Origin of the sequence: Pseudomonas phytophila, from assembly GCF_025643095.1 — a bacterium.
GTDB lineage: Bacteria > Pseudomonadota > Gammaproteobacteria > Pseudomonadales > Pseudomonadaceae > Aquipseudomonas > Aquipseudomonas quasicaspiana.
On the sequence record NZ_CP081201.1, the window covers coordinates 5900092 to 5925500 of the forward strand.

Sequence of the window (25409 nt, forward strand, 5' to 3'; positions counted from 1 at the left end):
ACGCGAGGAGCATTCCTGAAAATATCACATGGGCGCCCATCGAACCCCGGCTACAAAGGCCCACATACCCTCGAACAGAAAATCCGTCATATCGTGCACGGCATTTTCCTACAACATGGACAACTAGAAACGCTCAATAAAATAAGACAAATAGTAGAGCCCATGTTCGCAGCTAACTGCCATCAATCATATTTACACTCGTCACTTTCCGAAAAGTCCGTAGGATAAATCTACAATCCATGTAGCATCTAGCCAGTAACACTGAAGGAAGATAAACAGAAACTCACCTCAGCACTATTTATAGTGCACACAGACAATCAATCTGCATTCATTTGGCAATGAATACAGTGAAAGCGATCGACCGGGATTTGGTTGATATAACCGGGTTAGCTCCCGCACACAGGCGGGAGCATCTATCAGCCCTGAATTACTGACGCGTCACGCTTGTGCTGCAAGCGACGGGTCAATACCGACATAGTGACCGCCAGCCCGCCACACAGGCTAATGACCAGAGCCATGGGGACGGCAGTGCCATCGTGCAACACACCAACTAACGCTGCCGCACCGGCAGCCACGCTGAATTGCAGACACCCCAGCATCGCTGATGCACTCCCGGCACGCGCCCACTGGCCGTTCATTGCACAAGCCGATGCGTTGGGGATGATGCAGCCCAGGCTGGCAATGCAGATGAACAACGGCACCAGCAACGGCCAAAGCTGCTCGGTACGCAAACCGGTAATGGCCAGCAACGTCAAAGCCGCAGCCAGATAAATCCAGACCGTACGCGACAGCAGGAACGCCGGACCTTTCTTGCCTACCAGCCTTGCATTGAGCTGGGCAATCAGTATGAAGCCAGCAGCGTTGGTGCCGAACAGCCAGCCATAATGCTCAGCAGGCACGCCATACAGTTTGATGAATACGAACGGCGAACCCGCGATATAGGAAAACATGCCTGCCATGGCGATGCCGCCCGTCAATGCATGCCCGAGGAAAATCCGGTCCCCCAGCAAACTGCGATACTGCTTGAAAGCACCTGCCAGTGGCTGACGCGGATGGCTGGCCGGCATGCTTTCAGGCAACCCGAGCGCCACCGCCAACGATGCCAGTGCACTGAAGGCTGTAAGGCTGATAAAGATGGATTGCCAGCCATATAGATTGACCAATAACCCACCGAGCATTGGCGCAAGAATCGGCGCCAGCCCCATCACCAGCATCAATTGCGAGAAGACCTTGGCAGACTGCACCGCATCACATTTATCGCTGACAATTGCCCGGGAAATCACCATGCCCGCACAACCGCCCAGCGCCTGAACAAAGCGCGCGCCAATCAGCCACTCAAGATTCGGCGCGAAGGCGCAAGCCAGCGAAGCCAAAGTGAACAGGGTCACGCCAAACAGCAGTGGAATCCGCCGACCGAAGCGGTCAGCCACAGGCCCGTAAGCCAACTGGCCGATGGAGAGGCCCAGAAAGTAAGACGCCAGGGTCAGTTGAACGTGTTTCTCGTCAGTGCCAAACGCCAAAGCGATGGCCGGGAAACCTGGCAAGTAGAAATCGATGGCCAATGGGCCGAAGGCGCTGAGCGCGCCGAGAATCAGGATGGTGCGAAGGTTCATGAGGCGTCCAGACAGTACTCTTGCAGCCCGACAGTTTAACCGGGCCTGTGCGGGCTGAGTGTCAGGAGAAGGTAATTACTTCAAAAAGTTTCACGGCCGCGCCTCGTAGGAGATTTCACACTGTGGGAGATGCTTGCTCGCGTTAAGGCTGGATGCAGTTCACTTTATATCGCGTCCAGCCTTATCGCGTGTAAGCAGCGCTCCCACAGATCGAGTTCTAACCCACTCACGTATGGGCGATTTGCGCCTGATACCCCTCCTCGGAAATCAAGCCGATCACCTGCTCGCCGGTCAGGTCGCTTTCTACAATGACTTCGCCAGTCGGCAGATCGACTTGCACCAGCGCGCTGGGGTCCTGGTCCTTGATGGCAGTGGTCACCGCTTTGACACAGTGGCCGCAAGTCATGCCTTGAACGTTGAATCGTTGCATGGTGCTACTCCTTCAAACGGGGCTGTAGGTGACGATAACGCCATGTTTCACCTTCCCATCGTGGCAAGGTCAAGTTTCTCGTTTGTCTGCCGGGCTGGTATTCGGCGCAAGGCTCGGCCAAGCTGCATCATCACCGTCTACATCAGGAGTATCAGCGATGCGCTGGTCAGCATTGAGCCTCTTCGGCATTCTCGGCCTGTTCGCTGCTTCCCCGGCAGTTCAGGCTGATCAGGATTATGGCGTTCTGATCATTTCTCGCGAGCGACTGGAAGTCGCGACATCCTGCGAGATCGGCATCTATATTCAGGACCAGCTCGCGGGCCGCTTGTTCCAGGAACAATCTGTGTCCTTCAACCTTCCCGCGGGCAATGTCGCCATTCGCCTGCGTGTGCTGCCAGGTGCGGTATTCGGTTGCGACCCCGGCATGGAGGCCCAGAGCAACACCAACATCAAGATTCAAGCCGGCGATATTCTCAAATACCGAATCGCCAGCAGCCTGAATGGCATGTATCTCAAACGCGCCGATCTGAATTATTGATCTGGACTTGACCTTGTCCTCGTGGAAAGGTTGATCCTTGCAGGCAACTGCCTTCAGGGAGAATGAACATGCTCAATCCGCTCAACTTCGATCTGCCGATTTCCGGCATGACCTGCGCCAGTTGCGCAGGTCGGGTCGAGCGTGCGCTGAACAAAGTGCCAGGGGTGAAGACTGTCAGTGTCAACCTTGCCAATGAACAGGCGCACATCGAGACGGACGGCGGGCCGGACACTGCCACCCTCATCGCAGCAGTCGAAAAAGCCGGATATACCGCTACTGCGCATCAAGACCCGATTGCGAAAGCCGACCAGCAGCTTCGCACACTGACCCGAGAGCGCTGGGCGCTGATTCTGGCAATCCTGTTAGCGGTCCCGTTGATTCTGCCCATGCTGCTCCAGCCCTTCGGGATTCACTGGATGTTGCCCGCCTGGGCGCAATTCGCACTGGCCACCCCGGTCCAGTTCATTTTTGGCGCACGATTTTATGTAGCGGCCTGGAAAGCCGTGCGCGTCGGGGCAGGCAACATGGACCTGCTGGTAGCACTAGGCACCAGTGCCGGATACGGCTTGAGCGTTTATGAGTGGGTCACTGCCGCCCCCGGCGAAATGCCGCATTTGTACTTTGAAGCGTCGGCGGTAGTGATTGCTTTGGTGCTACTGGGCAAATACCTGGAAAGCCGTGCCAAACGTCAGACCGCCAGCGCCATTCGCGCGCTGGAAGCCTTGCGACCTGATCGCGCTCTGCGAGTCATTGACGGTCATGAGCACGACGTCGCCATCAGCGCTTTGAATCTGGGCGACCTGGTGCTGGTCAAACCGGGCGAACGCGTCCCTGTAGACGGTGAAGTGATCGAAGGCCGAAGCCACGCCGATGAAGCCCTGATCAGCGGCGAAAGCCTGCCGGTGCCCAAACAGGTCGGCGACAAGGTCACCGGCGGCGCAATCAATGGCGAGGGGCGCCTGCTGGTCCGAACCACAGCGCTAGGCACCGAAACGGTCCTGGCGCGCATTATTCGATTGGTTGAAGATGCTCAGGCAGGCAAGGCTCCCATTCAGAAACTGGTGGATCGGGTCAGCCAGGTGTTCGTCCCGACCGTTCTGGTCATCGCCTTTTTTACGTTTGCCGGATGGCTGGTGGCGGGCGCTCCGATGGAAAGTGCGCTGATCAACGCCGTTGCGGTATTGGTCATCGCCTGCCCCTGCGCGCTGGGGCTGGCAACGCCAACGGCAATCATGGCCGGAACCGGCGTCGCGGCGCGCTACGGTATTTTGATCAAGGACGCCGAGGCACTGGAGCGTGCCCATGAAGTGACAACCGTGGTGTTCGACAAGACCGGCACGCTGACTTCCGGCACTCCGCAAATCGCCCACTTCTGCGCCAAAGGCGGCAATGAAGAACAGGTACTGGAATGGGCGGGCGCGCTGCAACGCGGCAGCGAGCATCCGTTGGCCAAGGCGGTGCTGGACGCCTGCCGGGATTGGCACCTGCATCCGGCCAGCATTGAAAACAGTCGGGCCCTGCCTGGCGTCGGAATTGCCGGGACGCTGGACGGCCGCGATTTGGCCTTGGGCAATCGCCGAATGCTTGAACAAAGCGGTTTGCACATGGACGAACTGGCCGATGCCGCCCGTGCCTGGGAAGCCGAAGGCCGGACCTTGTCATGGTTGATCGAGCAAAGCCCGAACCCCGCGGTGCTGGGCCTGTTCGCCTTTGGTGACACACTCAAGCCCGGAGCACGGCAAGCCGTTGAACAGTTGGCCGCACGTAACATCAGTAGCCATTTGCTGACCGGTGATAACCACGGCAGCGCCAGAGTGGTCGCTGAAGCACTGGGTATTCGTGACGTTCATTCCGAAGTGCTGCCTGCGGACAAAGCCGCAACAGTGGCGGATCTGAAGCGATACGGCGTTGTGGCGATGGTCGGTGACGGCATCAACGATGCGCCCGCGCTGGCTGCCGCCGATATCGGCATCGCTATGGGCGGTGGCACTGACGTCGCTATGCATGCGGCAGGGATTACGCTGATGCGCGGCGATCCGGCCTTGATTCCGGCAGCGCTGGAGATCAGCCGCAAAACCTACGCAAAAATCCGCCAGAACCTGTTCTGGGCCTTCGTCTATAACCTGATCGGAATTCCGTTGGCGGCCTTCGGTTTCCTCAATCCGGTATTGGCCGGCGCGGCAATGGCACTGTCCAGCGTCAGCGTGGTGAGCAACGCCTTGCTGCTTAAAACGTGGAAGCCTGAAGATCCGGGTGCAAAGTCATGAACATTGGGCAAGCAGCGAAACAGAGCGGCCTGAGTGCCAAGATGATCCGTTACTACGAAGCCACCGGTCTACTGCAGGCGGCGCATCGCAGTGACAGTGGTTATCGCCTGTATGGCAAGGACGATCTGCACACACTTGCGTTCATCAAGCGCTCGCGGGATCTGGGGTTTTCTCTGGAGGAAGTGGGCAAATTGCTGACGCTTTGGCAAGACCGGCAACGCGCCAGCGCCGACGTCAAAGCACTGGCCCGCGAGCATATCGCTGATCTGAACCAGAAGATCGAGGAAATGGTGAGCTTGCGCGACACCCTGCAGGAACTGGTCGAGCACTGCCACGGCGATGACCGCCCGGACTGTCCGATTCTCAAGGACCTGGCTTCGGGTGGGTGTTGTGGGTAGGTGACCTCGCAGGTGACACCCACACCTTGTGGGAGCCGAGCTTGCTCGCGATAAGGCTGGACGCGATCTAAGTCAACCGAGTCCAGCCTTATCGCGAGCAAGCTCGGCTCCCACAGGGGAACAGCGTTCCAACCCAAATGACAGTGGCGATATTGGCAGCCTTCCGCCCACAAAAAACCCGGCCGAAGCCGGGTTTTTATTAACGGCCGATCACTGCATCCAGGGCGGAGGCGGTTCTTCGGCAGTTTTGCTCGGTGGAGCATCGTCGGCAGCGCGGGCGGCCTGGCGACGATCTTCGTCCAGACGCGCGGCTTCGATTTCCCGCAACACGCCACCCACATCGGCCTCGTCTTCCGGTTCATCAAACTCGCCGGTCAACACTGTCGCTGGCGATAAGGTCCCTGCTTCGTAGTACGACCACATTTCCTTGGCGTACTTCGTTTTACGCAACTCAGGCGCAAAGCGGCCGAAGTAGGAAGCCATGTTGCCCACATCACGCTCCAGCATGCTGAACGCGTGGTTGTTACCCGCTGCGTCGACAGCCTGAGGCAAATCGATGATCACCGGGCCAGTCGGGGTCAACAGCACGTTGAACTCCGAAAGGTCACCATGCACCAAACCGGTACACAACATCAGTACGATCTGCTCGATCAAAAACTTGTGATATTCCCGAGCCTGATCCGGCTCCAGAACCACATCATTCAATCGCGGTGCGGCGTCGCCATACTCGTCGGCGATCATCTCCATGAGCAACACGCCTTCAAGGAAGTCGTATGGCTTGGGAACCCGAACGCCAGCGCCAGCCAGCCGGAACAGCGCCGCCACTTCGGCGTTCTGCCAGGCATCCTCTGTTTCCTTGCGACCAAACTTGGAGCCCTTGGCCATCGCCCGTGCCTGACGACTGTTACGTACCTTACGGCCTTCCTGATACTCGGATGCCTGACGGAAACTGCGTTTATTTGCCTCCTTGTAAACCTTGGCACACCGCAGCTCATTGCCACAGCGCACCACATAAACAGCTGCCTCTTTACCGCTCATCAGCGGGCGCAGCACCTCGTCCACCAGACCGTCCTCGATCAGGGGTTCAATGCGTTTAGGAGTTTTCATCAGCTTTTATTGTGGGTCCTTCGTTGCCAAACACGCGATTGTTGCCCGTTATACGGCAATCCTCTGCCAGCGAGTAGTAGGAGCTGACGTTTGATGTGGATAGTTTCTGTCGGAAAAACCCTCATCGCCCCGATATAAAGCAGCTTTCATGCCGTTAGAGAGCAAAAAAACAAACCTGGATCTCAAGGTAAGAAACTTCAGCCACTGCACGCATTGCGTAAGGTAATCCGGTCAATTACTGCTTGAACAGTTCACCGGGAGTGAACCCGAACAACCCCTTGAAAGCCGCGATGAACGCCGAAGTCGAGTCGTAGCCGCAGGCCAGCGCCGTATTGGTTACGCTGTCACCATTCTCCAGCGCGCCAAGGGATGAAAGCAGCCGCGCACGCTGCCGCCAGCCACGGAAGCTCAAACCCGTTTCACGCAGGAACAGGCGCATCAAGGTTTTCTCCGAAGCGCCCAGACGTACTGCCCAATCGTGCAACGTGATCAACTGGCTCGGGTTTTCGATCAGTTCATTGCACAGTTCCAGAAGACGCGGGTGACGAGGCAAGGGCAACGAGAACCCCACTTCAGGCAGATGCGCCAACTGGTCCATGAGCACTTGCACCAGTCGCGCTTCGCTGGTGTCACCCAAGGGGTACTCGGCGGGTAAATGACAGAAGCTTTTGATCAGCTCCCGAGCCAAAGGCGTCACTTCCAGAACCCTACAGCGCTGCGGCGCCCAGCCGGAGTCCTCTTTGCGTACATACAGGCTGCGCATTTCTGCACGCATGGAGGTCACCACTTCATGCTCCAGCCCCGCCGGTATCCAGACACCCCACTGCGGGGGGGCAAAGAAACTGCCTTCGGCGGTATGCACGCCCAGAACACCACTGATCGCGTAGGAAAATTGCACCCACTCATGACGATGTGGCGGCGTCCATGATCCAGCGCTCAAGCTCTCGGCGCGGGCATACAATGGACGCGGCAATTCGCTCAATGCTGGAATCTGTCGCTCGCTGCCATGACGATGCATATGAATTTGTCCGTTAGCCGTTATGGAATGGCCTTATGTCGCAAGACGGAAGTTTACGAGTGCGTTAGCCTTCGGACATCTATTTTTACAAACAATTGCCGAGCGCTTATGTCTGTCCTCAAACATCTCAAACGCGTCGTCACCGACTGGTTCCTCTGCGGGATGGTCCTGGCCACGGTTCTGGCCTACTTCTTCCCGGGCTTTGGTGCCACGGGTGGCGGCATGCATGCTGAATACGTCATCAACATCGGCGTGTTCGTGGTGTTCTTCCTGCACGGCGTCAATCTCTCCAGCGAGCAGATCAAAAACGGCCTGAAGAACTGGCGCCTGCACATCATGGTGCAGGTCTTCACGTTTGTGGTGTTCCCCATTATCTGGCTGGCCTGCGACAAGGCATTTGGTGCCTACGTTCCGGCATTGTTGATGCTGGGCTTCCTGTACCTGTGCGCACTGCCCTCGACCATTTCCTCTTCGGTGGCATTGACCGGCAGTGCAGGCGGCAACGTCCCAGCGGCGATTCTCAACGCCAGCATGTCCAGCGTGTTCGGCATTTTCATGACGCCGTGGCTGGTCAGTCTGGTCGTTGGTACCGGCTCTGGCGGCATCGACCTGGGTTCCACGTTGCTGAAACTGAGCCTGATGTTGCTGCTGCCACTCATCCTGGGCCAGTTGGTGCGTCCGTTGGTGGGCAAGTTTTTCGCCAGACACAAGAAGTACACCAACCTGATCGACAAGATCGTGATCCTGCTGCTGGTCTACGCGGCGTTCTGTAATTCGATGGTGTCGGGGCTGTGGCAAACCCAGGGCAACTCGGTCATCGCCATGGCCTTCGCAGGCAGTGCAGCATTGCTGGTAGTGATCCTGCTACTGACCACCGGCACGGCCCGCGTCCTGAAATTCAATCATGCGGACAAGGTGGCGGCGGTGTTCTGTGCGACCAAAAAGTCACTGGCGGCCGGTGCTCCGATGGCAGCGCTGATTTTTGGAAACAATCCGGGGCTGGGTCTGATCCTGCTGCCGATCATGATCTACCACCCGCTGCAATTGATCGTGTGTTCGGTGATGGCCGAGAATTATTCAAACCGGCACAAGCTGCAACTGTCGGCGGAAGCGCTGGAGGAAGCCCGGGCGGCGTGAGCAAGCCCAATATCAGGTTAATACAGGACTTGTGGGAGCTGGGCTTGCCCGCGATAAGGACACCTCGGTCTATCCTAGATCGCATCCAGCCTTATCGCGGGCAAGCCCAGCTCCCACAATGCATTCCAATATTGGCAGTTGTGTCCATTCTCATCACCGCTCAAGAATCGCCGTAACCCCCTGCCCGCCCGCGGCGCAGATGGAAATCAATCCCCTCCCTTCCCCTGCGACACTCAACAACTTGGCCAGGTTGGCGACGATACGTCCGCCCGTGGCGGCAAACGGGTGACCGGCGGCCAACGAGCTGCCTTTGACATTCATCTTGCTGCGGTCAATCGAGCCAAGAGGCGCGTCAAGCCCAAGCCGGGTCTGGCAATAATCTGCGTCCTCCCAAGCCTTCAGCGTACACAACACCTGCGCGGCGAACGCTTCGTGAATCTCGTAGTAGTCGAAGTCCTGCAAGGTCAGGCCATTGCGCGCCAACAGCCGAGGCACGGCATAGGCTGGCGCCATCAGCAGGCCCTCTTTGCCGTTGACGAAATCCACCGCCGCAGACTCTCCATCACGCAGATAAGCCAATACAGGCAGGCCGCGCTCTCGGGCCCACTCTTCACTGGCCAGCAGCACCAATGAAGCTCCGTCAGTCAGCGGTGTGGAGTTGCCCGCTGTCAGCGTGCCCTTGGCGCTGCGCTCGAACGCGGATTTCAGGCTGGCGAGCTTGTCGAGGGTCAGGTCCGGACGCAGGTTGTTGTCGCGGGTCAGGCCCTGAAACGGTGTGATCAAATCGTTCTGCCAGCCTTCGGCATACGCTGCGGCCATTTTCAGATGGCTTTCCAGCGCCAACTGGTCCTGTGCATCGCGAGGGATATTCCAGGTTTGCGCCATCAATTCGCAGTGCTGCCCCATGGACAGACCGGTGCGCGGTTCGCCATTGCGTGGCAACTCAGGCTTGAGATTATGCGGACGCAATTGCAACAAAAGTTTAAGTTTGTCGCCTACGGACTTGGCCCGGTTAACCTGCAGCAAAATGTTACGTAAATCTTCGTTCACGCCAATCGGCGCATCGGAAGTGGTATCCACCCCGCCCGCAATACCGCATTCGATCTGTCCCAAGGCGATTTTGTTGGCCACCAGCAACGCCGCTTCCAGCCCGGTGCCGCAGGCCTGTTGCAGATCGTAGGCAGGCGTCTGCGGGGACAGGCGCGAGCCCAGCACGCACTCGCGGGTCAGGTTGAAGTCCCGGGAATGCTTGAGCACAGCCCCGGCAACGACCTCGCCCATGCGCAGGCCATGCAGGTTGAAACGCTCGATCAAACCCTCCAGCGCGGCGGTCAGCATGTCCTGATTGCTCGCGGTGGCGTAAGGGCCGTTGGAGCGAGCAAATGGAATACGGTTACCGCCGACGATGGCGACCCGGCGTGGCTGATTCATTGAAAACTCCCTTTCTTGATACGGATTCGCTGATGAGCAGCGTAGGGGATACTCGAACGAACGTCGCTTGAGTGTGGTCAACTCCTTTGAACCCCGACTCAAGGAGAGTGTTCCATGCCGTCTGATCGCTACATAGATTTTGCCAACTCTGACCTGGGCAGCCGCCTGGTTGGCGCTGTTGGCCTGCCTAAACCGGTCAGACTGGAACGCTGGCAGGCTGGACGTCTGCGCCCTGTTGAAGGCTCGCTGCTGATCAGCGCGGGACCGCTGGCCGATCAGGTCCGGCTATTTGCTCCTCGCTTGACCGAGTCGATCTACAGCTTTGGCTCGGAGGTACCCGGCGCAACCGCCTGGATTGCCGATCAGGGCCCGAAAATCAAAGCGGTGGTCTTCGATGCCAGCGCTTTCACGCGCACCGAAGACCTCAAGCAATTACGCGAATTCTTTCAGCCTTTGTTGAAAAAGCTCGATTACAGCGCGCATGTAGTGATTCTCGGCCACGCACCCGCAAGCGTCAGCGAGCCGCTTGCCGCCAGCACCCAACAAGCACTCGAAGGCTTCAGCCGCTCGCTGGCCAAAGAGATGCGCAACGGCGGCACCGTACAACTGCTGCAGGTGGACAATGGAGCGGAGGATCAGCTTGAAGGTGCACTGCGGTTTTTCCTGTCGCCCAAGAGCGCGTTTATCTCCGGCCAGGTTATCCGCCTGAGCGCTTGCCCATCACAGGTTCAGGACTGGAGTCGGCCGCTTAGCGGTCGCAGAGCATTGGTGACCGGCGCTGCACGCGGTATCGGTGCAGCGATTGCCGAAACCCTGGCTCGCGACGGCGCAGAAGTGGTCTTGCTCGATGTGCCTCAGGCCAAATCAGACCTGGATGCCCTGGCAGCACGACTGGGCGGCAAAGCCCTGACGCTGGACATTGGCGCGGCCGATGCGGGCGCGCAATTGATCGAACATCTGCAGGGTGGCATCGACATTCTGGTGCACAACGCCGGGATCACCCGGGACAAGACGCTGGCCAACATGTCTGCCGATTTCTGGGACTCAGTGCTGTCGGTCAATCTCAACGCCCCTCAAGTATTGACTGAAGCACTGCTGGAAAGTGGCACCCTGCGCGACAACGGTCGCGTCATTCTGCTGGCTTCGATCAGCGGACTTTCGGGCAATCGTGGGCAAACCAATTACGCCACCAGCAAGGCCGGCCTGATCGGTCTGGCCCGGGCAATGGCGCCCACTTTGAGCGAGCGCGGCATCAGTATCAATGCCGTGGCTCCCGGCTTTATCGAAACCAAAATGACCTCAAGCATGCCGTTTGCCCTGCGTGAAGCGGGCCGCCGCATGAGCTCCCTGGGTCAGGGCGGTTTGCCGCAGGACGTGGCTGAGGCGGTTGCCTGGCTGGCCCAGCCGGGTGCTGGTGCGGTCAGCGGTCAAGTGCTGCGGGTCTGTGGTCAGAGTGTCATCGGCGCATAAGGCGCAAGACAATAAACAAGAGCAAGGAGATGCACGATGAGCGCTCACTGGCGATACCTGGATTCCCTGCCGACGCTGCCAAACCTGTTCGTCCAGGCCGCGCTGCGGCGTAAGGTGACCGGTACTGAACTGCCTGATATCGGCTTGCGTTGCTGGACGTCCGTGGACCCGCAAAAGCTGTCTCAGTACCGCGAAGTGTGTGGTTTCAGCGAAAACAGCCTGCTGCCGCCCACTTATCCACACGTGCTGGCGTTCAATCTGCAAATGCAATTGATGACGGCCAAGGACTTCCCCTTCCCGTTGCTGGGGCTGGTTCATCTGGCTAACCGGATCAGAATTCATCGGCCGCTGGGCAGCGTGAACAAGGTGTACATCGGTGTAAAAGCTGAAAACCTTCAGCCTCACGACAAAGGCGCTACGTTCGATCTGATCACTCAGGTTGAAGATTCAATGGGCCTGCTTTGGGAAGAAGAAAGCACGATGCTGTGTCGCGACGTGAAACTGGAAGGTGCAGCGAGTGGCGATTATGAGCCTGCGGATATGCCCATGACAGAAGTTGCACGCTGGCGTGCGGCGGCGGAAATTGGCCGACGTTACGCCAAGGTGTCCGGCGACTACAATCCGATCCACCTGAGCGGGCCAAGCGCCAAACTGTTCGGCTTCCCGAAGGCGATTGCCCATGGCATGTGGCTCAAGGCAAGAACCCTGGCCTTTCTGACCAACCATCTTCCGGCGTCGAACGTCGATATCAGAGTGCAGTTCCAGAAGCCGGTGCGCCTGCCCAGCGAGATTGTGCTGTCGGCCAGCGCAGCGGGCTCCCATGGCCAATTCCGCCTGGAAGGTGCACCGGGGTTGGTGCATATGGTGGGGGGTTGGCAGCCGGTGACGGAATAACAGCGCAGCCTAGGCACCTGACATCACGCTGTCGCGCAGCAAACACGGCCCCTGTAGGAGTGAGCTTGCTCGCGATTCGATTTCATAGTCGACGAACTTATTGCCTGAACTAACGCTATCGCGAGCAAGCTCACTCCTACAAAAAAACCGTGCAGTTACATCAAGGCTTCTTCTTGCGCGGCCCCGTGTTGAACACCGGGACTTTACGCACGGGCTTGGCCGACGGCGCTTCCGGCGCGGCGTCGCCACTGTCGATCCATTTGCCCAGGTTACGTTTGCCGCCACCGGAGGTTTTGGGTTTCTTCGGTTTTTTCGGTTTCTTCAGAATCTGACCGCTGGCATCCGTGGTCGGCACGCGGTGCTCAGGTTCGAAATCCGGTTCTTCTTCACGACGTAACGTCTGACGGGTCAGGGTTTCAATGGCTGACAGCAATTCCACTTCGTCAGCGCACACCAGGGAAATCGCCTCGCCCGTCAGGCCTGCACGGCCGGTACGCCCAATCCGGTGAATGTAGTCTTCAGCGACAATAGGCAAGTCGAGGTTGACCACTGTAGGTAAATCGTCGATATCCAGACCGCGCGCAGCAACGTCGGTCGCTACCAGAATCTGCACTTCGCTGGCCTTGAAGCGATCCAGCGCCCGTTGGCGTGTGGCCTGTGGCTTGTCGCCGTGGATGCCATCGCAACTGATGCCCAGCCCTTGCAGGCGATCTACCAGTTGATCAACGCCAACACGAGTTTTGGCGAACACCAGAACCTGGGACCAGCGCAGTTTTTTCAGCAGGTGAATGAACAGCTCGGGTTTGCGCTTCTTGTCGACCGTCACTACCCACTGCTTGACCGAAGACGCCGCCACATTGCGCGGGCTGACCTCGATGGTCATTGGGTCGTCGAGCATCTGCCCGGCCAGCTGGCGGATGGCATCGGAGAAGGTCGCAGAGAACAGCAGGGTCTGACGTTTTTTGGGAAGCGCCTTGTAGATGTCACGCAGCTCCTCGGAGAAGCCCAGATCGAGCATGCGATCCGCTTCGTCGAGGATCAGGGTTTGCAACTGGGAGAACTTCACCGCGTTCTGGCGGTAGAGGTCGAGCAAGCGGCCTGGAGTAGCGACCAGCACATCGACGCCCTTGCGCAGTTTCATCATCTGCGGGTTGATGCTCACGCCTCCGTAGACCGCGTAAGTGCTCAGCGGAAGGTGTTCGGCGTACTGACGAATATTCTCGTGGACCTGCTCGGCCAACTCACGGGTCGGCACCAGCACCAGCGCACGCACCGAGTTGGGAGTGACTTTCGGGCCTTCCATGGTCAGGCGTTGCAGCAGCGGCAAGGCGAAACCGGCAGTTTTGCCTGTACCGGTCTGGGCGGCGGCCATCAGGTCACGCCCGGCCAGGACCGGTGGAATCGCCTGCGCCTGAACAGGCGTCGGAGTCTGGTAGCCGAGCGTTTCAAGAGCGCGCAGCAGGGGTTCGATCAGGCCGAGTGTGGCGAATGTCATTTGAATACCGTAGATAAATCACGCGAGATGGCGCGCAGTTTACCCTGTCCGGACTATTCCGGCCCGCACCGCCTGCGGCTTTCGCCATTAGCCCGGGTCAATCTGCTGTAGATACTGGCAACAAGGCAATAGAAGACGCCTTTAAAATCCGCGCTGGCGTTTGATGGCGTCGCTGATTTTCGCTGCGGGCACTTTTTGCAGCGTGCAGAGCAATTGGTGGGAGATCGCAGAAAGGCCATGGGTGTGGCGCAGTTCATTGGTCAGATACGCGGTGAGGTTGGCGGCCATTTCGGCGTCGGCCATGGCTCGGTGAGCCTTGCCGGTGTTGGGCAGGCGTGCATAGCTGGTCAGGGTGCCAAGCTTGTGATTGGGAGCAGTCGGCATCAGGCGTCGCGCCAACAGCAATGAGCAGGCAAAGCTTTGTTGGCGGCTGCGCTCGATGCGTGACAGCTCGTAGTCCCAGAACTTCTGGTCGAACGAGGCGTTATGCGCCACCAGCGGTATCGTGCCCACAAAATCAGCCACGTCACTCATGACCCGCTCGGCCGACGGCGCGGTACGAATCATGCTGTTGCTGATACCGGTCAGCGACTCAATGAAGCCTGGAATTCGCACACCGGCGTTCATCAGGCTTTGAAAACGATCAACGATGCGCCCCTGCTCCATGATCACCACAGCAATCTCCGTGGCACGGCAGCCCTGGCCGGGAGAAATACCAGTGGTTTCAAAGTCGATGACCGCTACTTGTTCCAACACTTGATGAACCTTTGAAAAATCAACGTAAAAGCAACGCGCCTTCGATGGGCACGTAACGAGTGGCGGCGCGAATCAGCGAGTTGGCGGTCAGCCCCGGCACGCCATAGGCAACCGCTTCGACGCCATGTTTGCTGATGATGCGCTCAAGCAACAAATCGAAATCGCCATCGCCGGAAGCCAGCACCACTTCGTCGACCTGTGGCGCGACGTCCATGATATCGATGGTGATGCCCACGTCCCAGTCACCTTTGGCCGAACCATCGCTGCGCTGGATGTAGGGCTTGAGTTTGACGGTGAAGCCGAGGTTGCGGAGGATTTGCTGGAATTGCTGCTGCTTGCTGTCGCCACGGTCGATGGCATAGGCGTAAGCCTCAACAATTTCCCCACGCTTGCTGATATCCGCCCACAACGCCGCATAGTTGAAATGGCAACCATGGGCCTGACGGACGGTGTAATAGAGGTTCTGTACATCGGCGAACACAGCGATTTTCTTCACCGGTAATCCTCATGACGCAGCAGCGCAGCCAAACGACAACGCCGATTCAGAAGTTGAATCGGCGCTTAGTATGCCAGTTTCGTGTGTGGCTGAGTCGCTGGGGCCTGGCGATAAACTTGTGGGAGCGAATTCATTCGCGAAAGCGGTGTATCAGATATACATTTTTCATGGCCGCCACCTTCGCGAATGAATTCGCTCCCACACAGACTGTGTGAAAACGTAGCGAGCGACGGCAAGACAAGGCAAAAACAGGCGAAAAAGCGGAGTCTAGGTGTTCTAAATGAGCATTTTTCGCCTGTTTTTAACGCAGTATTGCCGAGCGCAGTAGTTTTCACACAGTCTGCACAGGTACCGCGCTATTCAGCTCAACACTCAAACAAACGAATCATCATCCCCGCCATCAAAACCGCCGTCATCCCAGCCGCCTTGATCGCTGCCGTATGAATCGTTGCTGGTCACACTCTCTTGGTTATCGTTCCAGCCGCCACCAGAATCCTGAGGGCTATGATCAGCAACCTGAGCAGGCTCTTCTTTGATGACTTCGACAACTTCTTCAGGCTGATTGTGACTGCCAAACATGCTGCTCAGACCTTGCGCGAGCATTACACCACCGGCGACACCGGCTGCGGTTTGCAACGCGCCACCGAGAAAACCGCCGCCGCGTGGAGCCTGCTGTTGCGGAGCGGCGTAGTTACCCTGATTACCCTGCGGCGCGTTATAAGGCGGCGGGCTGGAAGGACCACCGTCGCGCCAGCCACCACCGGACGAGGCTGGCGGCTGGGAGAAGGACTGCTGCGGCTGAGACTGCGGACGGTTGCCTCCGCCACCGAAGATGCTCGACAGAAACCCACCACCGCCCTGCGCCGGAGCCGAAGAGCCCTGAGCCTTCGCCTGCTGAAGTTCAGCCTGCAAACGCTGGATTTGCTCATCGCGCTCTTTGACCTGCTGGTTGAGCTGATTCACTGCCGCTTCCTGCACCAGAATCGCCTGCGCCATGTAATAAGGCGCGGCGGGCTGCTGGTTGAGATGCTCCTTGATCCTGGCCTCAGCCTCGACGTCACGGGGGGCTGAACCGGTTTCGGCACTTTTCAGTTTGCTGAAAAGACCATCGATCAGGGTTTGCTCTTCGCTGTTCATGGCGACCTCGTTAGATTGCCGTTAAAAATCTTCGCCTGGCCGAATAGCCAATGCGTAAGCAAGGTAATGGGGCTAATCCGGGGCGTTTCAATAGACTGTCGTAAATGTTAAGAAGGCTCTGGCCGGTACCTGGTTAGCCAGCTAAAGTGACCGACTGCTTTTTCTGCGACCCGATCCTAATGAACCCGCTGACCATTCTTACCGACTCCCTGTACTTTTTCCGGCGCAACCTGACGAGCATTCTGGTGCTGTGTCTGCCGCTGGTGATCGTTGAGGCGCTGGCCAAGCAGGCGCTGAGCAGTTCGCTGGCGGCCAACACTTCATCGACTTACGAGTTACTGATCGGTGTGTTGTTCTACCCGCTGTACACCTGTGCACTGATCCTGTTTCTGGATGCACGCACCCGTGGTGGTGACCAGCCTGGAACGCTTGACCTGCTCGCCATGGCATTACGCATGTGGCCGACCTTCGCCGTGCTCTCGGCGCTGAGCACGCTGCTGATCCTGTTCGGTCTGTCGCTGTTTATCCTTCCCGGCATCTGGGTGATGGTCAGACTGGTGTTTTCGGAATACCTGCTGGTACTGCGCGGCCTGACGCCGCTAATGGCGATGCGCGCAAGCTTCGAGATGAGCCAGGGTCACTTCGTGCGCATCATGACCTGCGTGCTGTGCATCTATATTCCCCTGTCGCTGCTTGAAGGAAGCGCTTATCTCCTGCTCCCGGAGAAACCAAATGAGGCCGCCGTTTTGCTGATCAACGTCGTCAGCAGCTTCCTGCAACTATTCACCAGCGTGGTGATGTTTCGCCTGTTCATGCTACTCAACGAACCGCCTGAACAACCCGAAGAGCTGGAGTAAACGAGACGAAGGCTGCCAATCATGTTCCAGTCGGGCTATGCTCGGGTTTGCACTTTTTTCGAAACCCTGCAACGCGACCTTCTGACTGAACGCAACGCGTTCTAAGCCGAGCCGATGAGCCGCTTGATCCGTTTCATGCTGATTCTTGTATTGCTGGCCGGCGTGCTGCTGGGGCTGGTCTACACCCTGACCTGGCGCCCTGTACCCCGCGAAGAACTGCCTGTCAGCTGCAGTCCTGCTGATAAAGCACCCCGTTTGATACCCGGGCAAGCGCTCAAGGTGATGACCTGGAACATCCAGTATCTGGCGGGCAAGCGTTACGTGTTCTGGTATGACGTGACTGATGGCAGCGGTCAGGACGAGCGGCCAACGCCGGAAGATGTCGCCTTCAACCTTGATGAAGTCGCCCGGGTGATTCGCGACGAACAGCCGGACATCGTCCTGTTGCAGGAAGTGAACGACGGCGCGAAGAACACCGATTACGACGATCAACTGGCGCTGCTGCAAGAGCGCGTCACCGACCTGTATCCCTGCAGCTCCGAGGCGTTTTACTGGAAAGCCGATTTCGTCCCGAATCGGCACATCGCAGGCAGCGTCGGCATGAAACTCGCGACCCTGAGCCGATTCGAAATCGACCGGGCCGAACGCATTCAGCTACCGATTCGCGACGCCAACCTGATCAGTCGACAGTTCCAGCGCAAACCCGCATTGCTGGTCAGTTACCTGCCCCTGCGCGACGGCGGTCATCTGGCTGTGATCAACACCCATCTGGACACATTCATTGAAGGCGACGACGCCATGCAGCGTCAGGTGCAGGCGACCAGCAAGCTGCTCGACAAATTCGAAGCCACTGGCACGCCCTGGCTGATCGGCGGGGATTTCAACCTGCTGCCGCTGGGTCAGTATCAACGTCTGCCTGCCGAACAGCGCTCGTTGTATCAGCCAGACAGCCAGTTGCATGTGCTGTGGGACAAATACCCGATGATCCCGAACAACGTTGAAGTCGGCGGCATTGATCGCGCGAAATGGCTAACGCACTTCCCCAATGATCCGCGCGTCAGTGGCCCTGACCGCACCGTGGATTACCTGTTTTTCAGCCCGCGACTCAAACGTGTGGGGGCGGCTGTGCGCCAGGAAGATACGCTGCTGATCTCCAATCATTTGCCAGTGATTGGGCGGTTTTTGTTGCCGGTGTTGCCCTGAAGCCCATTGAATCGCGCCAATATCAGGCTCGCCCTCCTCTGTGGGACCGAATTTATTCGGGAAGGCATTATTTCAAGCAATACATAGGCTGCGAATGTACCGGCCCATTCGCGAATGAATTCGCTCCCACAGAAATGTATTGGCAAGCCAACATGGGATCGTCCAAAACGAGCGTGTCACTCTGGTGGTTATGGTGGATAAGTGAGCGTTATTGAAAACTATTCGGTGATCGACAATCCTGGATCATCTGACCGCGGTGCCAACTCTCAAGGCTTGAGCGTGTGGGAGCTGTTGCCTACCGGAGTCGCATGGTCTTTTCTTGGGTGTTCTCACAAAATCGAAAATCCCCAGAAACTGATTCCCGAATTATTAGTGGACGCTACTGGCATAGCGGTTGTGATTGCTCCCTTTGATATCAAAGGAAATGAAGCCTTGATTATCAAGCCTGACGGCGACCTGATGTGGGATGTCCGCGCGGCTGCAAAAACCGTAGTCGGCCAAGGAATTTTTTCTGATGTCTATTATGTGTCCGGGCAACTGTGCTTCTTTGTAAACATCAATAATCTGGATTACAGATTTTCGTTTGATGTTGTTTCTGGAGCGGTCGGTGAGTTGATGCCTTCATATTGAATTCATCTCGTAACCATCTGATGTAGTTGGCTGTTTTTTGTTGTCGGCGTTGCCCTGAGTTCGCGAACTTGAACAGATATCTGTAGGAGCTCACGAGCACCGCGAGGCAGCGATGGCGGTGTGTCAGGCAAATCGCTATCGCGGCCTCGCGGTGCTCGTACGCTCCTACAGATTCAGCGTTTGCTGCGCGATAGGGTTGTGGCAGGCACAGAAGGCGCTCTCCTAAAGCGCCTTCACTTCCTCGGCTTGATCCGCGCCGTCGGCTCGGCAATCAGCGGGTCATCCGGCCAATAGTGCTTGGGGTATCTTCCTTTCAAATCCTTCTTCACTTCGGCATAGGTACTGCGCCAGAAGTTGGCCAGGTCTTGCGTGACCTGCACCGGACGGCGGGCCGGGGACAGCAGGTGCAGTTTGACGATCTGCCGCCCGTTGGCGATGCGTGGTGTATCGGCCAGACCGAACAGCTCTTGCAGGCGCACTGCGAGAATTGGCGGGTGTTCGCTGTAATCCAGCCGCACCGATGACCCCGACGGAACGCTCAAGTGGTGTGGCGCCTGCTCGTCCAGACGCTGGGGCAGTGGCCACGGCAGCAGATTGTGGAGGATCGACGACAGGTCCAGATTGCTGAAATGGCTGAGCCGCGACACCTTGCCCAGATAGGGCAGCAACCAGATTTCCAGCCGTTCGAGCAAACCGTTATTACTGACATCCGGCCATTCGCTGCTGTCTTTTTGTTCTAGATCCAGCGAGCGCAGCAAAGCAACTCGTGCCTGCCATTGGCGAAGTTCGGGTGTCCACGGCAGCAGCTCAAGGCCTTTACGGCGCACCAAAGCCAGCAAAGCCTGACCTTTGGCGGACTCGTCCAGCCCGGTCAGCGGCTCACGACTTAGAATCAACTCCCCCACCTTGCGCTGCCGCTCGGCACGGAACACACCTTCGCGCTCATCCCAATCCAGTTGGTCGAGCTGAACCACTTGTTCCGCCAACACCGAATCAAACAACGCAGGATCGAACTCGGCTGCCATGTAGATACGCTCTTCGCGCTGACCCTGACGACTGCCAAGGTCGGCGATAACCAACCACGGTTGCTTCATCAACGCATCGACTTCGGCAAACAAGGCGGCACGACCATTGGCCAGCCGGTATTCCGCACCACCCGCCTTGCGTTGTTGCGCAACCCGGTCGGGATACGCCAGCGCCAGCAGCGCGCCAAGCCAGCGCGGATGGTCTGGGTCGCTGACGGGTTCAGACACAGAACCGCGCAAATAGCCGCGATATTGGCGAGCCAGTTGTTTGGCCCGTTGCACGCCGCCTTGAGCGCCACGGGCAGCACGCTCACTGCCATCGAGCAGCGTCAGACGACTGTGCAGATCGGCACCGGCACCACGCAAAATGTCGCGCTCGCCAAGCAGTGCAGCAACATCGCAGGCCAGACTGCCAAGGCCCAGCGCCTGACCGCGCAGGAGCAAATGGGCGATACGCGGGTGAGCGGGCAACTCAGCCATGGCCTGACCATGAGGGGTGAGTTTGGGCTCTTGCCCCGGCTCACGGGTCAGCGCGCCCAGACGGACCAACAAATCCTGAGCCTGGCCGTAAGCCGCAGCGGGCGGTACATCGAGCCAGACCAGCTGTGTTGGCGTTACGCCCCAGCGCGCCAGTTGCAAGGCTAAACCCGCGAGATCGGCCTGAAGAATTTCCGCTGCACCGTAAGCAGCCAATTGTTCATGTTGAGCTTCGGACCACAGCCGATAACACACTCCCGGCTCCAGCCGCCCTGCTCGACCCGCGCGCTGAGTTGCGCTGGCACGGGAGATGCGTTGGGTGTCGAGGCGGGTCATGCCGCTGCCCGGATCGAAACGCGGGACTCGCGCCAACCCGGCGTCGATCACCACGCGCACGCCATCAATGGTCAGGCTGGTTTCGGCAATATTCGTCGCCAGCACCACTTTGCGAATGCCTTTGGGCGCAGGCTCAATGGCTGCACGCTGGGCGCTCAAATCAAGCTCGCCGTGCAAGGGACACAGCATGATGTCGGAGCGCGAGCCCAGCGCATCCGCCAGTTGCTGATTGACCCGCCGAATCTCGGCCTGCCCCGGCAAGAACACCAGCAGGCTGCCGCTTTGATCGTTGATCGCATCCAGCACCGTCTGCACCACACGCGGCTCAATGAATTCGCCGGGCTGAAACGGTCGCCCCCACTGCATCTGCACCGGGAACATCCGACCGTCGCTGCGCACCACCGGCGCATCGTCGAGCAAACTGGACAGCCGCTCGCCCTCCAGAGTGGCCGACATCAGCAAGATCTTCAGCGGTTGCTCGTCGCGAAACAGGTCGCGGCCGTTCAGGCTCAGGGCCAAGGCCAGATCGGCATCCAGGCTGCGCTCGTGGAACTCGTCAAAAATCAGCAAGCCCACGCCTTCCAGCGCCGGATCATCCTGTAAGCGTCGGGTCAGAATGCCTTCGGTGACGACTTCAATACGGGTATTGGGCCCTACCCTGCTTTCCAGACGGATCCGGTAGCCGACCGTTTCACCCACCTTTTCGCCTAGCTCACTGGCCAGACGCTCAGCCGCTGCCCGTGCTGCCAACCGGCGCGGTTCGAGCATGAGAATGGTTTGCCCGGCCAGCCAGGTTTCCTCAAGCAACGCCAACGGCACGCGCGTGGTTTTGCCTGCGCCGGGCGGGGCTTCGAGCACCGCTTCATGGCGCTCGGACAGCGCCTGGCGCAGGTCGGGTAAAACAGCATCGATGGGCAGGGAAATCATGGCGGCTCCAGAACAGGCCGCCGATTATACGTGCCGATGGCTATTTGAGCTTAAAACGAGCGTCGCCCGTCAGTTGGTACAACAACTCGATACCCTCGGGCCAAGGACCGTAACCGGATTGTCCGTTGATGTGCCCGGCATTCTCCAGCCAGATCAACTCGCTGCCCCACGCCTCACTGAAGAGCCGGGCTCGTTCCTGGGTGACATAGGGGTCATTCGTGCTCGTCACTGTGATGCTTCGGAATGGCAGGCGCCGCGTCGACATCGGCGTGAAGCCGCTCGTACCGGGCGGATAGCTTTCTGCTTCCGTATCGCTGGGAGCCACCAGCAAGGCGCCGCGTACTTTATTCACCTCTGGATATTGCCCGGCCCAAAGAGTGATCAAGGTGCAGGCCAGGCTGTGACCGACCAGTACGACTTCACCGTCGGTTGCCGTGATTTCCTGATTGAGGCGTTCAACCCAATCCGCTGCGACCGGTGTTTCCCAGTCTTGCTGCTCAACCCTGTGCAGCTCGGGAAACTGCCGCTCCCACTGCGATTGCCAATGGGTTTCGCCCGAATTGAACAGCCCCGGCAACGTCAAAACCCTGATTGACATCATTCGTCTCCTTTGGATGTGTCAGTAATATGCAGTGGTTTGGCTGGTGGGTAAATCATGGATGCTATAGGCAGCTCCTACCCGAAAAATGCAAATATTTGATTTGAATGTTTTTTACCTGTAGGAGCGCGCTTGCCCGCGATTCGGTTTTTCAGTCGATGAATACATCGCCTGCACTGACGTGATCGCGGGCAAGCGCGCTCCTACAGATACGTGTCTACTGCGAGACAGCGCGGTGTCAGGGACACTTGGCAGCTCCAGGAAAGTGCATTCAATTCATTGTTCTGCATGTTGGCCACTAATGAGTTACGCCAGCGAACCGCCGAACCATGCAATAGTCATAGCTCTGCGTTATTTGCCTTGTATAGTTGCCACTTCAACTCCTGGAGATGTTCATGCGCATTCCTTCTCGTTTAATCGGCGGCGTTGTGGTCGCTACTCTGCTGACCCAACTCACCGCATGCGGCAGCATTTTCTATCCTGATCGTCGTGGCCAGATCGATGGCAAGATTGACCCGGCGATCGCCGTGCTCGACGCGGTCGGCCTGCTGTTTTACGTAATCCCTGGCCTGATCGCCTTTGGTGTCGACTTCGCTACCGGCGCGATCTACTTCCCGCACGGCCAGAGTGCGCAGATCGACCCGCAAAAACTGCAACCGGCTGTGAGCGCTGATGGCAGCGTCGACAACAGCAAGCTGCAAGCCATTCTGGAAACCGAACTGGGTCGCACTCTGCCATTGAACGATCCACGCCTGATCCAGCATCGCGGCAGTGTGCAACAACTGGCAGCGCTGGGCCTCGCGCCGTCGGCCTGACTGTAATCTGAAGGAAGCACCATGAGCACCAGCCTCGAACACGCCCGCTTGTTGCGTCTGGCAACCCGGGCTTCGCTGGCAGTTGCCAGTACCCTGATCATTGCCAAGGCGGTGGCGTGGTGGCTCAGTGGATCGGTCAGCCTGCTAGCCGGGTTGACCGATTCGTTGCTCGATGGAGCGGCATCATTTCTGAACCTGCTGGCGGTGCATTACGCCCTGCGACCGGCCGATGACGATCACCGTTATGGGCATGGCAAGGCGGAAGCGCTGTCGGGCATGGCACAGGCACTGTTCATTGCGGTCAGTGCCTGCCTGATCGGCTTTCAGGCGGTCGAGCGGATTCAGAATCCGGAACCGATAGGCTCGCCCGGTCTGGGCATCGCCGTGATGTTGCTTTCGCTGGTGCTGACTTTTGCCCTGCTGACCTTCCAGCACAAAGTGATCAAGGAAACCGGCTCCGCCGCGATCCGCGCCGATTCGCTGCATTACCGCTCAGATATGTTGCTGAACATGGGCATTCTGCTAGCGCTGGTGTTGGCATGGTTCGGCTGGCAGCAACTGGATGCCTGGTTTGGCCTGGGTATCTCCCTGTACATCCTGTGGAGTGCTTTCCAGATCGCCAGGGAAACCGTTTCGGTGCTGATGGATCAGGAATTACCGACGGATGTCAGCGAAAGAATGCTGGAGCTGGCGTGCAGCGTACCGGGCGTACTCGGTGCCCATGACTTGCGCACCAGGATTTCCGGCAACCATTGGTTCGTGCAGTTGCATCTGGAGTTGCCGGGAAGCCTGACGCTGTCCGTCGCCCACGCTCTTTGCGATCAGGTTGAAGCCGCGATCAACAGCGAGTATCCGAAGGCCGAAGTGCTGGTGCACGCCGACCCGCAGGAAGTCGTGCGCCCAGCTACAATCTGAATCAGTTAATGGTGTAGCCGCGCCCCATCAGGCAAGCCACCATCGAACGACGGTAGACCTGAATCATCGCCGGTGCATTGTTTACATTCGGTTCGGCCGGATCAAAGCTGCTCTGTTCTACCGACCAGCGATAGCAGTCATATTTGTCCTGTGCGACCTGCTCGGCGCTCTGGCCATTGTTTGGGTAGGCGACCGGGTCATACGGGCTGGATGCAGGCGCCTGTGGCGTATAAACCGGCTCGACGTTTTGCGGCGGATAGGCCACCACATAATCCTGTGTATCTTGCTGATAGCTGTAGTACGTCCCGGCAGCCACGAAGAACAGCGAGCTGCCAATCCAGACTTCCTGAGAATAGGCCGGCAAGCTGCGTACTCGTACGCCATACGGCGGCGTCACGATCACATAGCGCGGACCTTGCGGACGGTACCAGTAGCCGTCCGAATAGTAGTAATCCAGGCCGCGATACGGGACGCGGGAATAACTGCCCGGCACTCGGTCAATCACATGGCCCGGACGATATTGCGGGCCGGGACCCCAGCCATTGCCGTGACCATCAGGACGACCGGTCCAGTGATCATTAGGACGGTTATCACCCCGACTCCCGCGATAACCATTGTTCTGGTCCTGGTAATACCCCTGACGCGGTGGCTGGGTCTGGCGCGCCTCGCCGGGGCCGCTCTGAATCGGCAGATTGTCCTGACGCTGCTGTAGCTGCTGACGATCAACCTGGCGTTGCTGCTGAATTTGCTGTTGTTGCTGGCGCTCAACCTGACGCTGTTGAATTTGCTGCTGCTGAATCTGCTGCTGTTGCTGGCGATCAACGTCACGAATCTGTTGCTGCTGTTGGCGCTCGACCTGACGTTGCTGATTTTGTTGCTGTTGAATCTGCTGTTGCTGCTGACGTTGAACATCACGCATTTGCTGATCCTGCTGACGCTCGACACCGCGCTGCTGTTGGATCTGTTGCTGTTGCAGGTTCTGTTGCTGGCGCTGCTGCATTTGCTGCGGAGCATTGGGTTGCTCGCGCTGCTGACCCGCGCCCGCGCTGCCACGAATCTGATCACGTGGTGCGTCATCCCCGGCCAAAGCCTGAGTGCTGATGCTTACACATAACAGGCTCAAACCTGCCAAATGCCAGATACGGGATTTCATGCTTTCCTCACAGGGGCGCCGGATGTATGTGGTTAAGACTGCATTATTGATGCGCCGTTCGCCGCATGCTATCAGCACGCTACTAGCGCGAACATGTTCCTGTGCACAAACAACCATGCACAAAGAAAAAGGGGGACCTTGCGGCCCCCCTTCGAGAATTTCGTCCTGGCTCAACGCTTGTGGCGTCGGCTCACCTCATGCCGTCTTCTGGACAGTATGTAGCCCGGGGGCCGTGCCAACCCTTTTGGGCTGGAGGCCGCAGCTGGCCTGATTGGGCGAGCCGCGC

Annotated in this window: 23 protein-coding genes; 11 read left to right on the forward strand and 12 right to left on the reverse strand. The window is 58.2% G+C overall.

The features are described from left to right. Positions 1-416: 416 nt before the first annotated feature. Both K3169_RS26560 and K3169_RS26565 read right to left on the reverse strand, forming a co-directional pair. On the reverse strand, positions 417-1613 hold the full coding sequence (locus tag K3169_RS26560; RefSeq protein WP_122707105.1) for a multidrug effflux MFS transporter: 1197 nt from the start codon (positions 1611-1613) through the stop codon (positions 417-419). A 226-nt stretch (positions 1614-1839) separates the two neighbouring features. After that, positions 1840-2043, reverse strand: coding sequence for a heavy-metal-associated domain-containing protein (locus K3169_RS26565; protein ID WP_099269465.1), 204 nt, complete (start codon positions 2041-2043; stop codon positions 1840-1842). 157 nt (positions 2044-2200) lie between these two features. Between K3169_RS26565 and K3169_RS26570 the strand changes: the two genes are divergently transcribed. The 3 genes from K3169_RS26570 (at position 2201) to cueR (ending at position 5246) form a co-directional block, all read left to right on the forward strand. Further along, positions 2201-2581 carry a hypothetical protein gene (locus K3169_RS26570; RefSeq protein ID WP_027898601.1) on the forward strand — a complete coding sequence of 127 codons (381 nt, stop codon included), beginning with the start codon at positions 2201-2203 and terminating at the stop codon, positions 2579-2581. Positions 2582-2649: 68 nt separating this feature from the next. Further along, on the forward strand, positions 2650-4848 hold the full coding sequence (locus K3169_RS26575) for a heavy metal translocating P-type ATPase (protein WP_263268897.1): 2199 nt from the start codon (positions 2650-2652) through the stop codon (positions 4846-4848). Further along, the gene (gene cueR / locus K3169_RS26580) at positions 4845-5246 is read left to right on the forward strand and encodes a Cu(I)-responsive transcriptional regulator (RefSeq protein WP_027898599.1); all 402 of its coding nucleotides are present in this window, start codon (positions 4845-4847) and stop codon (positions 5244-5246) included. Before K3169_RS26575 ends, cueR begins: the two co-directional genes overlap by 4 nt. A 210-nt stretch (positions 5247-5456) precedes the next feature. On the opposite strand, the gene K3169_RS26585 is transcribed toward cueR, so the two are convergent. After that, positions 5457-6353 (reverse strand): PA4780 family RIO1-like protein kinase, encoded by an 897-nt coding sequence (locus tag K3169_RS26585; RefSeq protein WP_027898139.1) that lies wholly within the window; start codon positions 6351-6353, stop codon positions 5457-5459. A gap of 235 nt (positions 6354-6588) precedes the next feature. Then, positions 6589-7395, reverse strand: coding sequence for an AraC family transcriptional regulator (locus tag K3169_RS26590; protein ID WP_406643815.1), 807 nt, complete (start codon positions 7393-7395; stop codon positions 6589-6591). Positions 7396-7479: 84 nt separating this feature from the next. On the opposite strand from K3169_RS26590, the gene K3169_RS26595 reads away from it, so the two are divergent. Then, positions 7480-8508 (forward strand): bile acid:sodium symporter family protein, encoded by a 1029-nt coding sequence (locus K3169_RS26595; protein ID WP_099269460.1) that lies wholly within the window; start codon positions 7480-7482, stop codon positions 8506-8508. A 153-nt stretch (positions 8509-8661) separates the two neighbouring features. Here the strand turns inward: K3169_RS26595 and K3169_RS26600 are convergent, their stop codons facing one another. Further along, entirely contained in the window at positions 8662-9939 is a 1278-nt protein-coding gene (locus K3169_RS26600; protein ID WP_122707095.1) for an acetyl-CoA C-acetyltransferase, read from the reverse strand. 114 nt (positions 9940-10053) lie between these two features. On the opposite strand from K3169_RS26600, the gene K3169_RS26605 reads away from it, so the two are divergent. Together K3169_RS26605 and K3169_RS26610 are read left to right on the forward strand one after the other, a co-directional pair. Continuing rightward, a complete protein-coding gene (locus K3169_RS26605; RefSeq protein WP_263268904.1) occupies positions 10054-11409 on the forward strand; it encodes a 3-oxoacyl-ACP reductase in 1356 nt (451 codons plus the stop codon). Between the two features lie 36 nt (positions 11410-11445). After that, complete coding sequence (locus K3169_RS26610; protein ID WP_263268906.1) at positions 11446-12303, forward strand: MaoC family dehydratase; 858 nt, start codon at positions 11446-11448, stop codon at positions 12301-12303. Positions 12304-12463: 160 nt separating this feature from the next. Here K3169_RS26610 and K3169_RS26615 read toward each other — a convergent pair whose 3' ends face one another. The 4 genes from K3169_RS26615 to K3169_RS26630 form a co-directional block, all read right to left on the reverse strand. Then, the gene (locus K3169_RS26615; RefSeq protein WP_263268908.1) at positions 12464-13798 is read right to left on the reverse strand and encodes a DEAD/DEAH box helicase; all 1335 of its coding nucleotides are present in this window, start codon (positions 13796-13798) and stop codon (positions 12464-12466) included. A 141-nt stretch (positions 13799-13939) separates the two neighbouring features. Further along, entirely contained in the window at positions 13940-14551 is a 612-nt protein-coding gene (locus K3169_RS26620) for a PolC-type DNA polymerase III (RefSeq protein WP_027902938.1), read from the reverse strand. Positions 14552-14573: 22 nt separating this feature from the next. Continuing rightward, positions 14574-15050 (reverse strand): NYN domain-containing protein, encoded by a 477-nt coding sequence (locus K3169_RS26625; protein WP_099269455.1) that lies wholly within the window; start codon positions 15048-15050, stop codon positions 14574-14576. A gap of 372 nt (positions 15051-15422) precedes the next feature. Then, the gene (locus K3169_RS26630; RefSeq protein WP_099269454.1) at positions 15423-16187 is read right to left on the reverse strand and encodes a DUF2076 domain-containing protein; all 765 of its coding nucleotides are present in this window, start codon (positions 16185-16187) and stop codon (positions 15423-15425) included. Between the two features lie 179 nt (positions 16188-16366). Here K3169_RS26630 and K3169_RS26635 point away from each other — a divergent pair, with 179 nt between their 5' ends. The 3 genes from K3169_RS26635 to K3169_RS26645 all read left to right on the forward strand — a co-directional run bounded on the left by K3169_RS26635 (position 16367) and on the right by K3169_RS26645 (position 18877). Then, positions 16367-17044 (forward strand): YciC family protein, encoded by a 678-nt coding sequence (locus K3169_RS26635; RefSeq protein WP_231675619.1) that lies wholly within the window; start codon positions 16367-16369, stop codon positions 17042-17044. A gap of 114 nt (positions 17045-17158) precedes the next feature. Continuing rightward, positions 17159-18247, forward strand: a complete 1089-nt coding sequence (locus K3169_RS26640; protein WP_122707091.1) for an endonuclease/exonuclease/phosphatase family protein — start codon at positions 17159-17161, stop codon at positions 18245-18247. A gap of 201 nt (positions 18248-18448) precedes the next feature. Further along, positions 18449-18877 carry a hypothetical protein gene (locus K3169_RS26645; protein WP_231675620.1) on the forward strand — a complete coding sequence of 143 codons (429 nt, stop codon included), beginning with the start codon at positions 18449-18451 and terminating at the stop codon, positions 18875-18877. Positions 18878-19110: 233 nt separating this feature from the next. Here the strand turns inward: K3169_RS26645 and hrpB are convergent, their stop codons facing one another. Both hrpB and K3169_RS26655 read right to left on the reverse strand, forming a co-directional pair. Beyond that, positions 19111-21642 carry an ATP-dependent helicase HrpB gene (gene hrpB / locus K3169_RS26650; protein WP_122396803.1) on the reverse strand — a complete coding sequence of 844 codons (2532 nt, stop codon included), beginning with the start codon at positions 21640-21642 and terminating at the stop codon, positions 19111-19113. 40 nt (positions 21643-21682) lie between these two features. After that, a complete protein-coding gene (locus K3169_RS26655) occupies positions 21683-22240 on the reverse strand; it encodes an RBBP9/YdeN family alpha/beta hydrolase (RefSeq protein WP_231675622.1) in 558 nt (185 codons plus the stop codon). A 395-nt stretch (positions 22241-22635) separates the two neighbouring features. Between K3169_RS26655 and K3169_RS26660 the strand changes: the two genes are divergently transcribed. Both K3169_RS26660 and K3169_RS26665 read left to right on the forward strand, forming a co-directional pair. Next, the gene (locus K3169_RS26660; protein ID WP_263268912.1) at positions 22636-23055 is read left to right on the forward strand and encodes a polyribonucleotide nucleotidyltransferase; all 420 of its coding nucleotides are present in this window, start codon (positions 22636-22638) and stop codon (positions 23053-23055) included. A 21-nt stretch (positions 23056-23076) separates the two neighbouring features. Next, positions 23077-23970, forward strand: a complete 894-nt coding sequence (locus tag K3169_RS26665; RefSeq protein WP_099269448.1) for a cation diffusion facilitator family transporter — start codon at positions 23077-23079, stop codon at positions 23968-23970. Position 23971: 1 nt separating this feature from the next. On the opposite strand, the gene K3169_RS26670 is transcribed toward K3169_RS26665, so the two are convergent. Continuing rightward, positions 23972-25123, reverse strand: coding sequence for a DUF6515 family protein (locus K3169_RS26670; protein WP_099269447.1), 1152 nt, complete (start codon positions 25121-25123; stop codon positions 23972-23974). Positions 25124-25409: the final 286 nt, after the last annotated feature.

Excerpts from the sequence above, each read along its gene's own strand:
- K3169_RS26565 (WP_099269465.1), bottom strand. The coding sequence starts at position 2,043 with ATGCAACGATTCAACGTTCAAGGCATGACTTGCGGCCACTGTGTCAAA.
- K3169_RS26670 (WP_099269447.1), bottom strand. The coding sequence starts at position 25,123 with ATGAAATCCCGTATCTGGCATTTGGCAGGTTTGAGCCTGTTATGTGTA.
- K3169_RS26615 (WP_263268908.1), bottom strand. The coding sequence starts at position 13,798 with ATGACATTCGCCACACTCGGCCTGATCGAACCCCTGCTGCGCGCTCTT.
- K3169_RS26640 (WP_122707091.1), top strand. The coding sequence starts at position 17,159 with ATGAGCCGCTTGATCCGTTTCATGCTGATTCTTGTATTGCTGGCCGGC.
- K3169_RS26595 (WP_099269460.1), top strand. The coding sequence starts at position 7,480 with ATGTCTGTCCTCAAACATCTCAAACGCGTCGTCACCGACTGGTTCCTC.
- K3169_RS26610 (WP_263268906.1), top strand. The coding sequence starts at position 11,446 with ATGAGCGCTCACTGGCGATACCTGGATTCCCTGCCGACGCTGCCAAAC.
- K3169_RS26665 (WP_099269448.1), top strand. The coding sequence starts at position 23,077 with ATGAGCACCAGCCTCGAACACGCCCGCTTGTTGCGTCTGGCAACCCGG.
- K3169_RS26655 (WP_231675622.1), bottom strand. The coding sequence starts at position 22,240 with ATGTCAATCAGGGTTTTGACGTTGCCGGGGCTGTTCAATTCGGGCGAA.
- K3169_RS26560 (WP_122707105.1), bottom strand. The coding sequence starts at position 1,613 with ATGAACCTTCGCACCATCCTGATTCTCGGCGCGCTCAGCGCCTTCGGC.
- K3169_RS26660 (WP_263268912.1), top strand. The coding sequence starts at position 22,636 with ATGCGCATTCCTTCTCGTTTAATCGGCGGCGTTGTGGTCGCTACTCTG.
- K3169_RS26570 (WP_027898601.1), top strand. The coding sequence starts at position 2,201 with ATGCGCTGGTCAGCATTGAGCCTCTTCGGCATTCTCGGCCTGTTCGCT.
- K3169_RS26575 (WP_263268897.1), top strand. The coding sequence starts at position 2,650 with ATGCTCAATCCGCTCAACTTCGATCTGCCGATTTCCGGCATGACCTGC.
- K3169_RS26585 (WP_027898139.1), bottom strand. The coding sequence starts at position 6,353 with ATGAAAACTCCTAAACGCATTGAACCCCTGATCGAGGACGGTCTGGTG.
- K3169_RS26630 (WP_099269454.1), bottom strand. The coding sequence starts at position 16,187 with ATGAACAGCGAAGAGCAAACCCTGATCGATGGTCTTTTCAGCAAACTG.
- K3169_RS26600 (WP_122707095.1), bottom strand. The coding sequence starts at position 9,939 with ATGAATCAGCCACGCCGGGTCGCCATCGTCGGCGGTAACCGTATTCCA.
- cueR (WP_027898599.1), top strand. The coding sequence starts at position 4,845 with ATGAACATTGGGCAAGCAGCGAAACAGAGCGGCCTGAGTGCCAAGATG.
- K3169_RS26605 (WP_263268904.1), top strand. The coding sequence starts at position 10,054 with ATGCCGTCTGATCGCTACATAGATTTTGCCAACTCTGACCTGGGCAGC.
- K3169_RS26635 (WP_231675619.1), top strand. The coding sequence starts at position 16,367 with ATGAACCCGCTGACCATTCTTACCGACTCCCTGTACTTTTTCCGGCGC.
- hrpB (WP_122396803.1), bottom strand. The coding sequence starts at position 21,642 with ATGATTTCCCTGCCCATCGATGCTGTTTTACCCGACCTGCGCCAGGCG.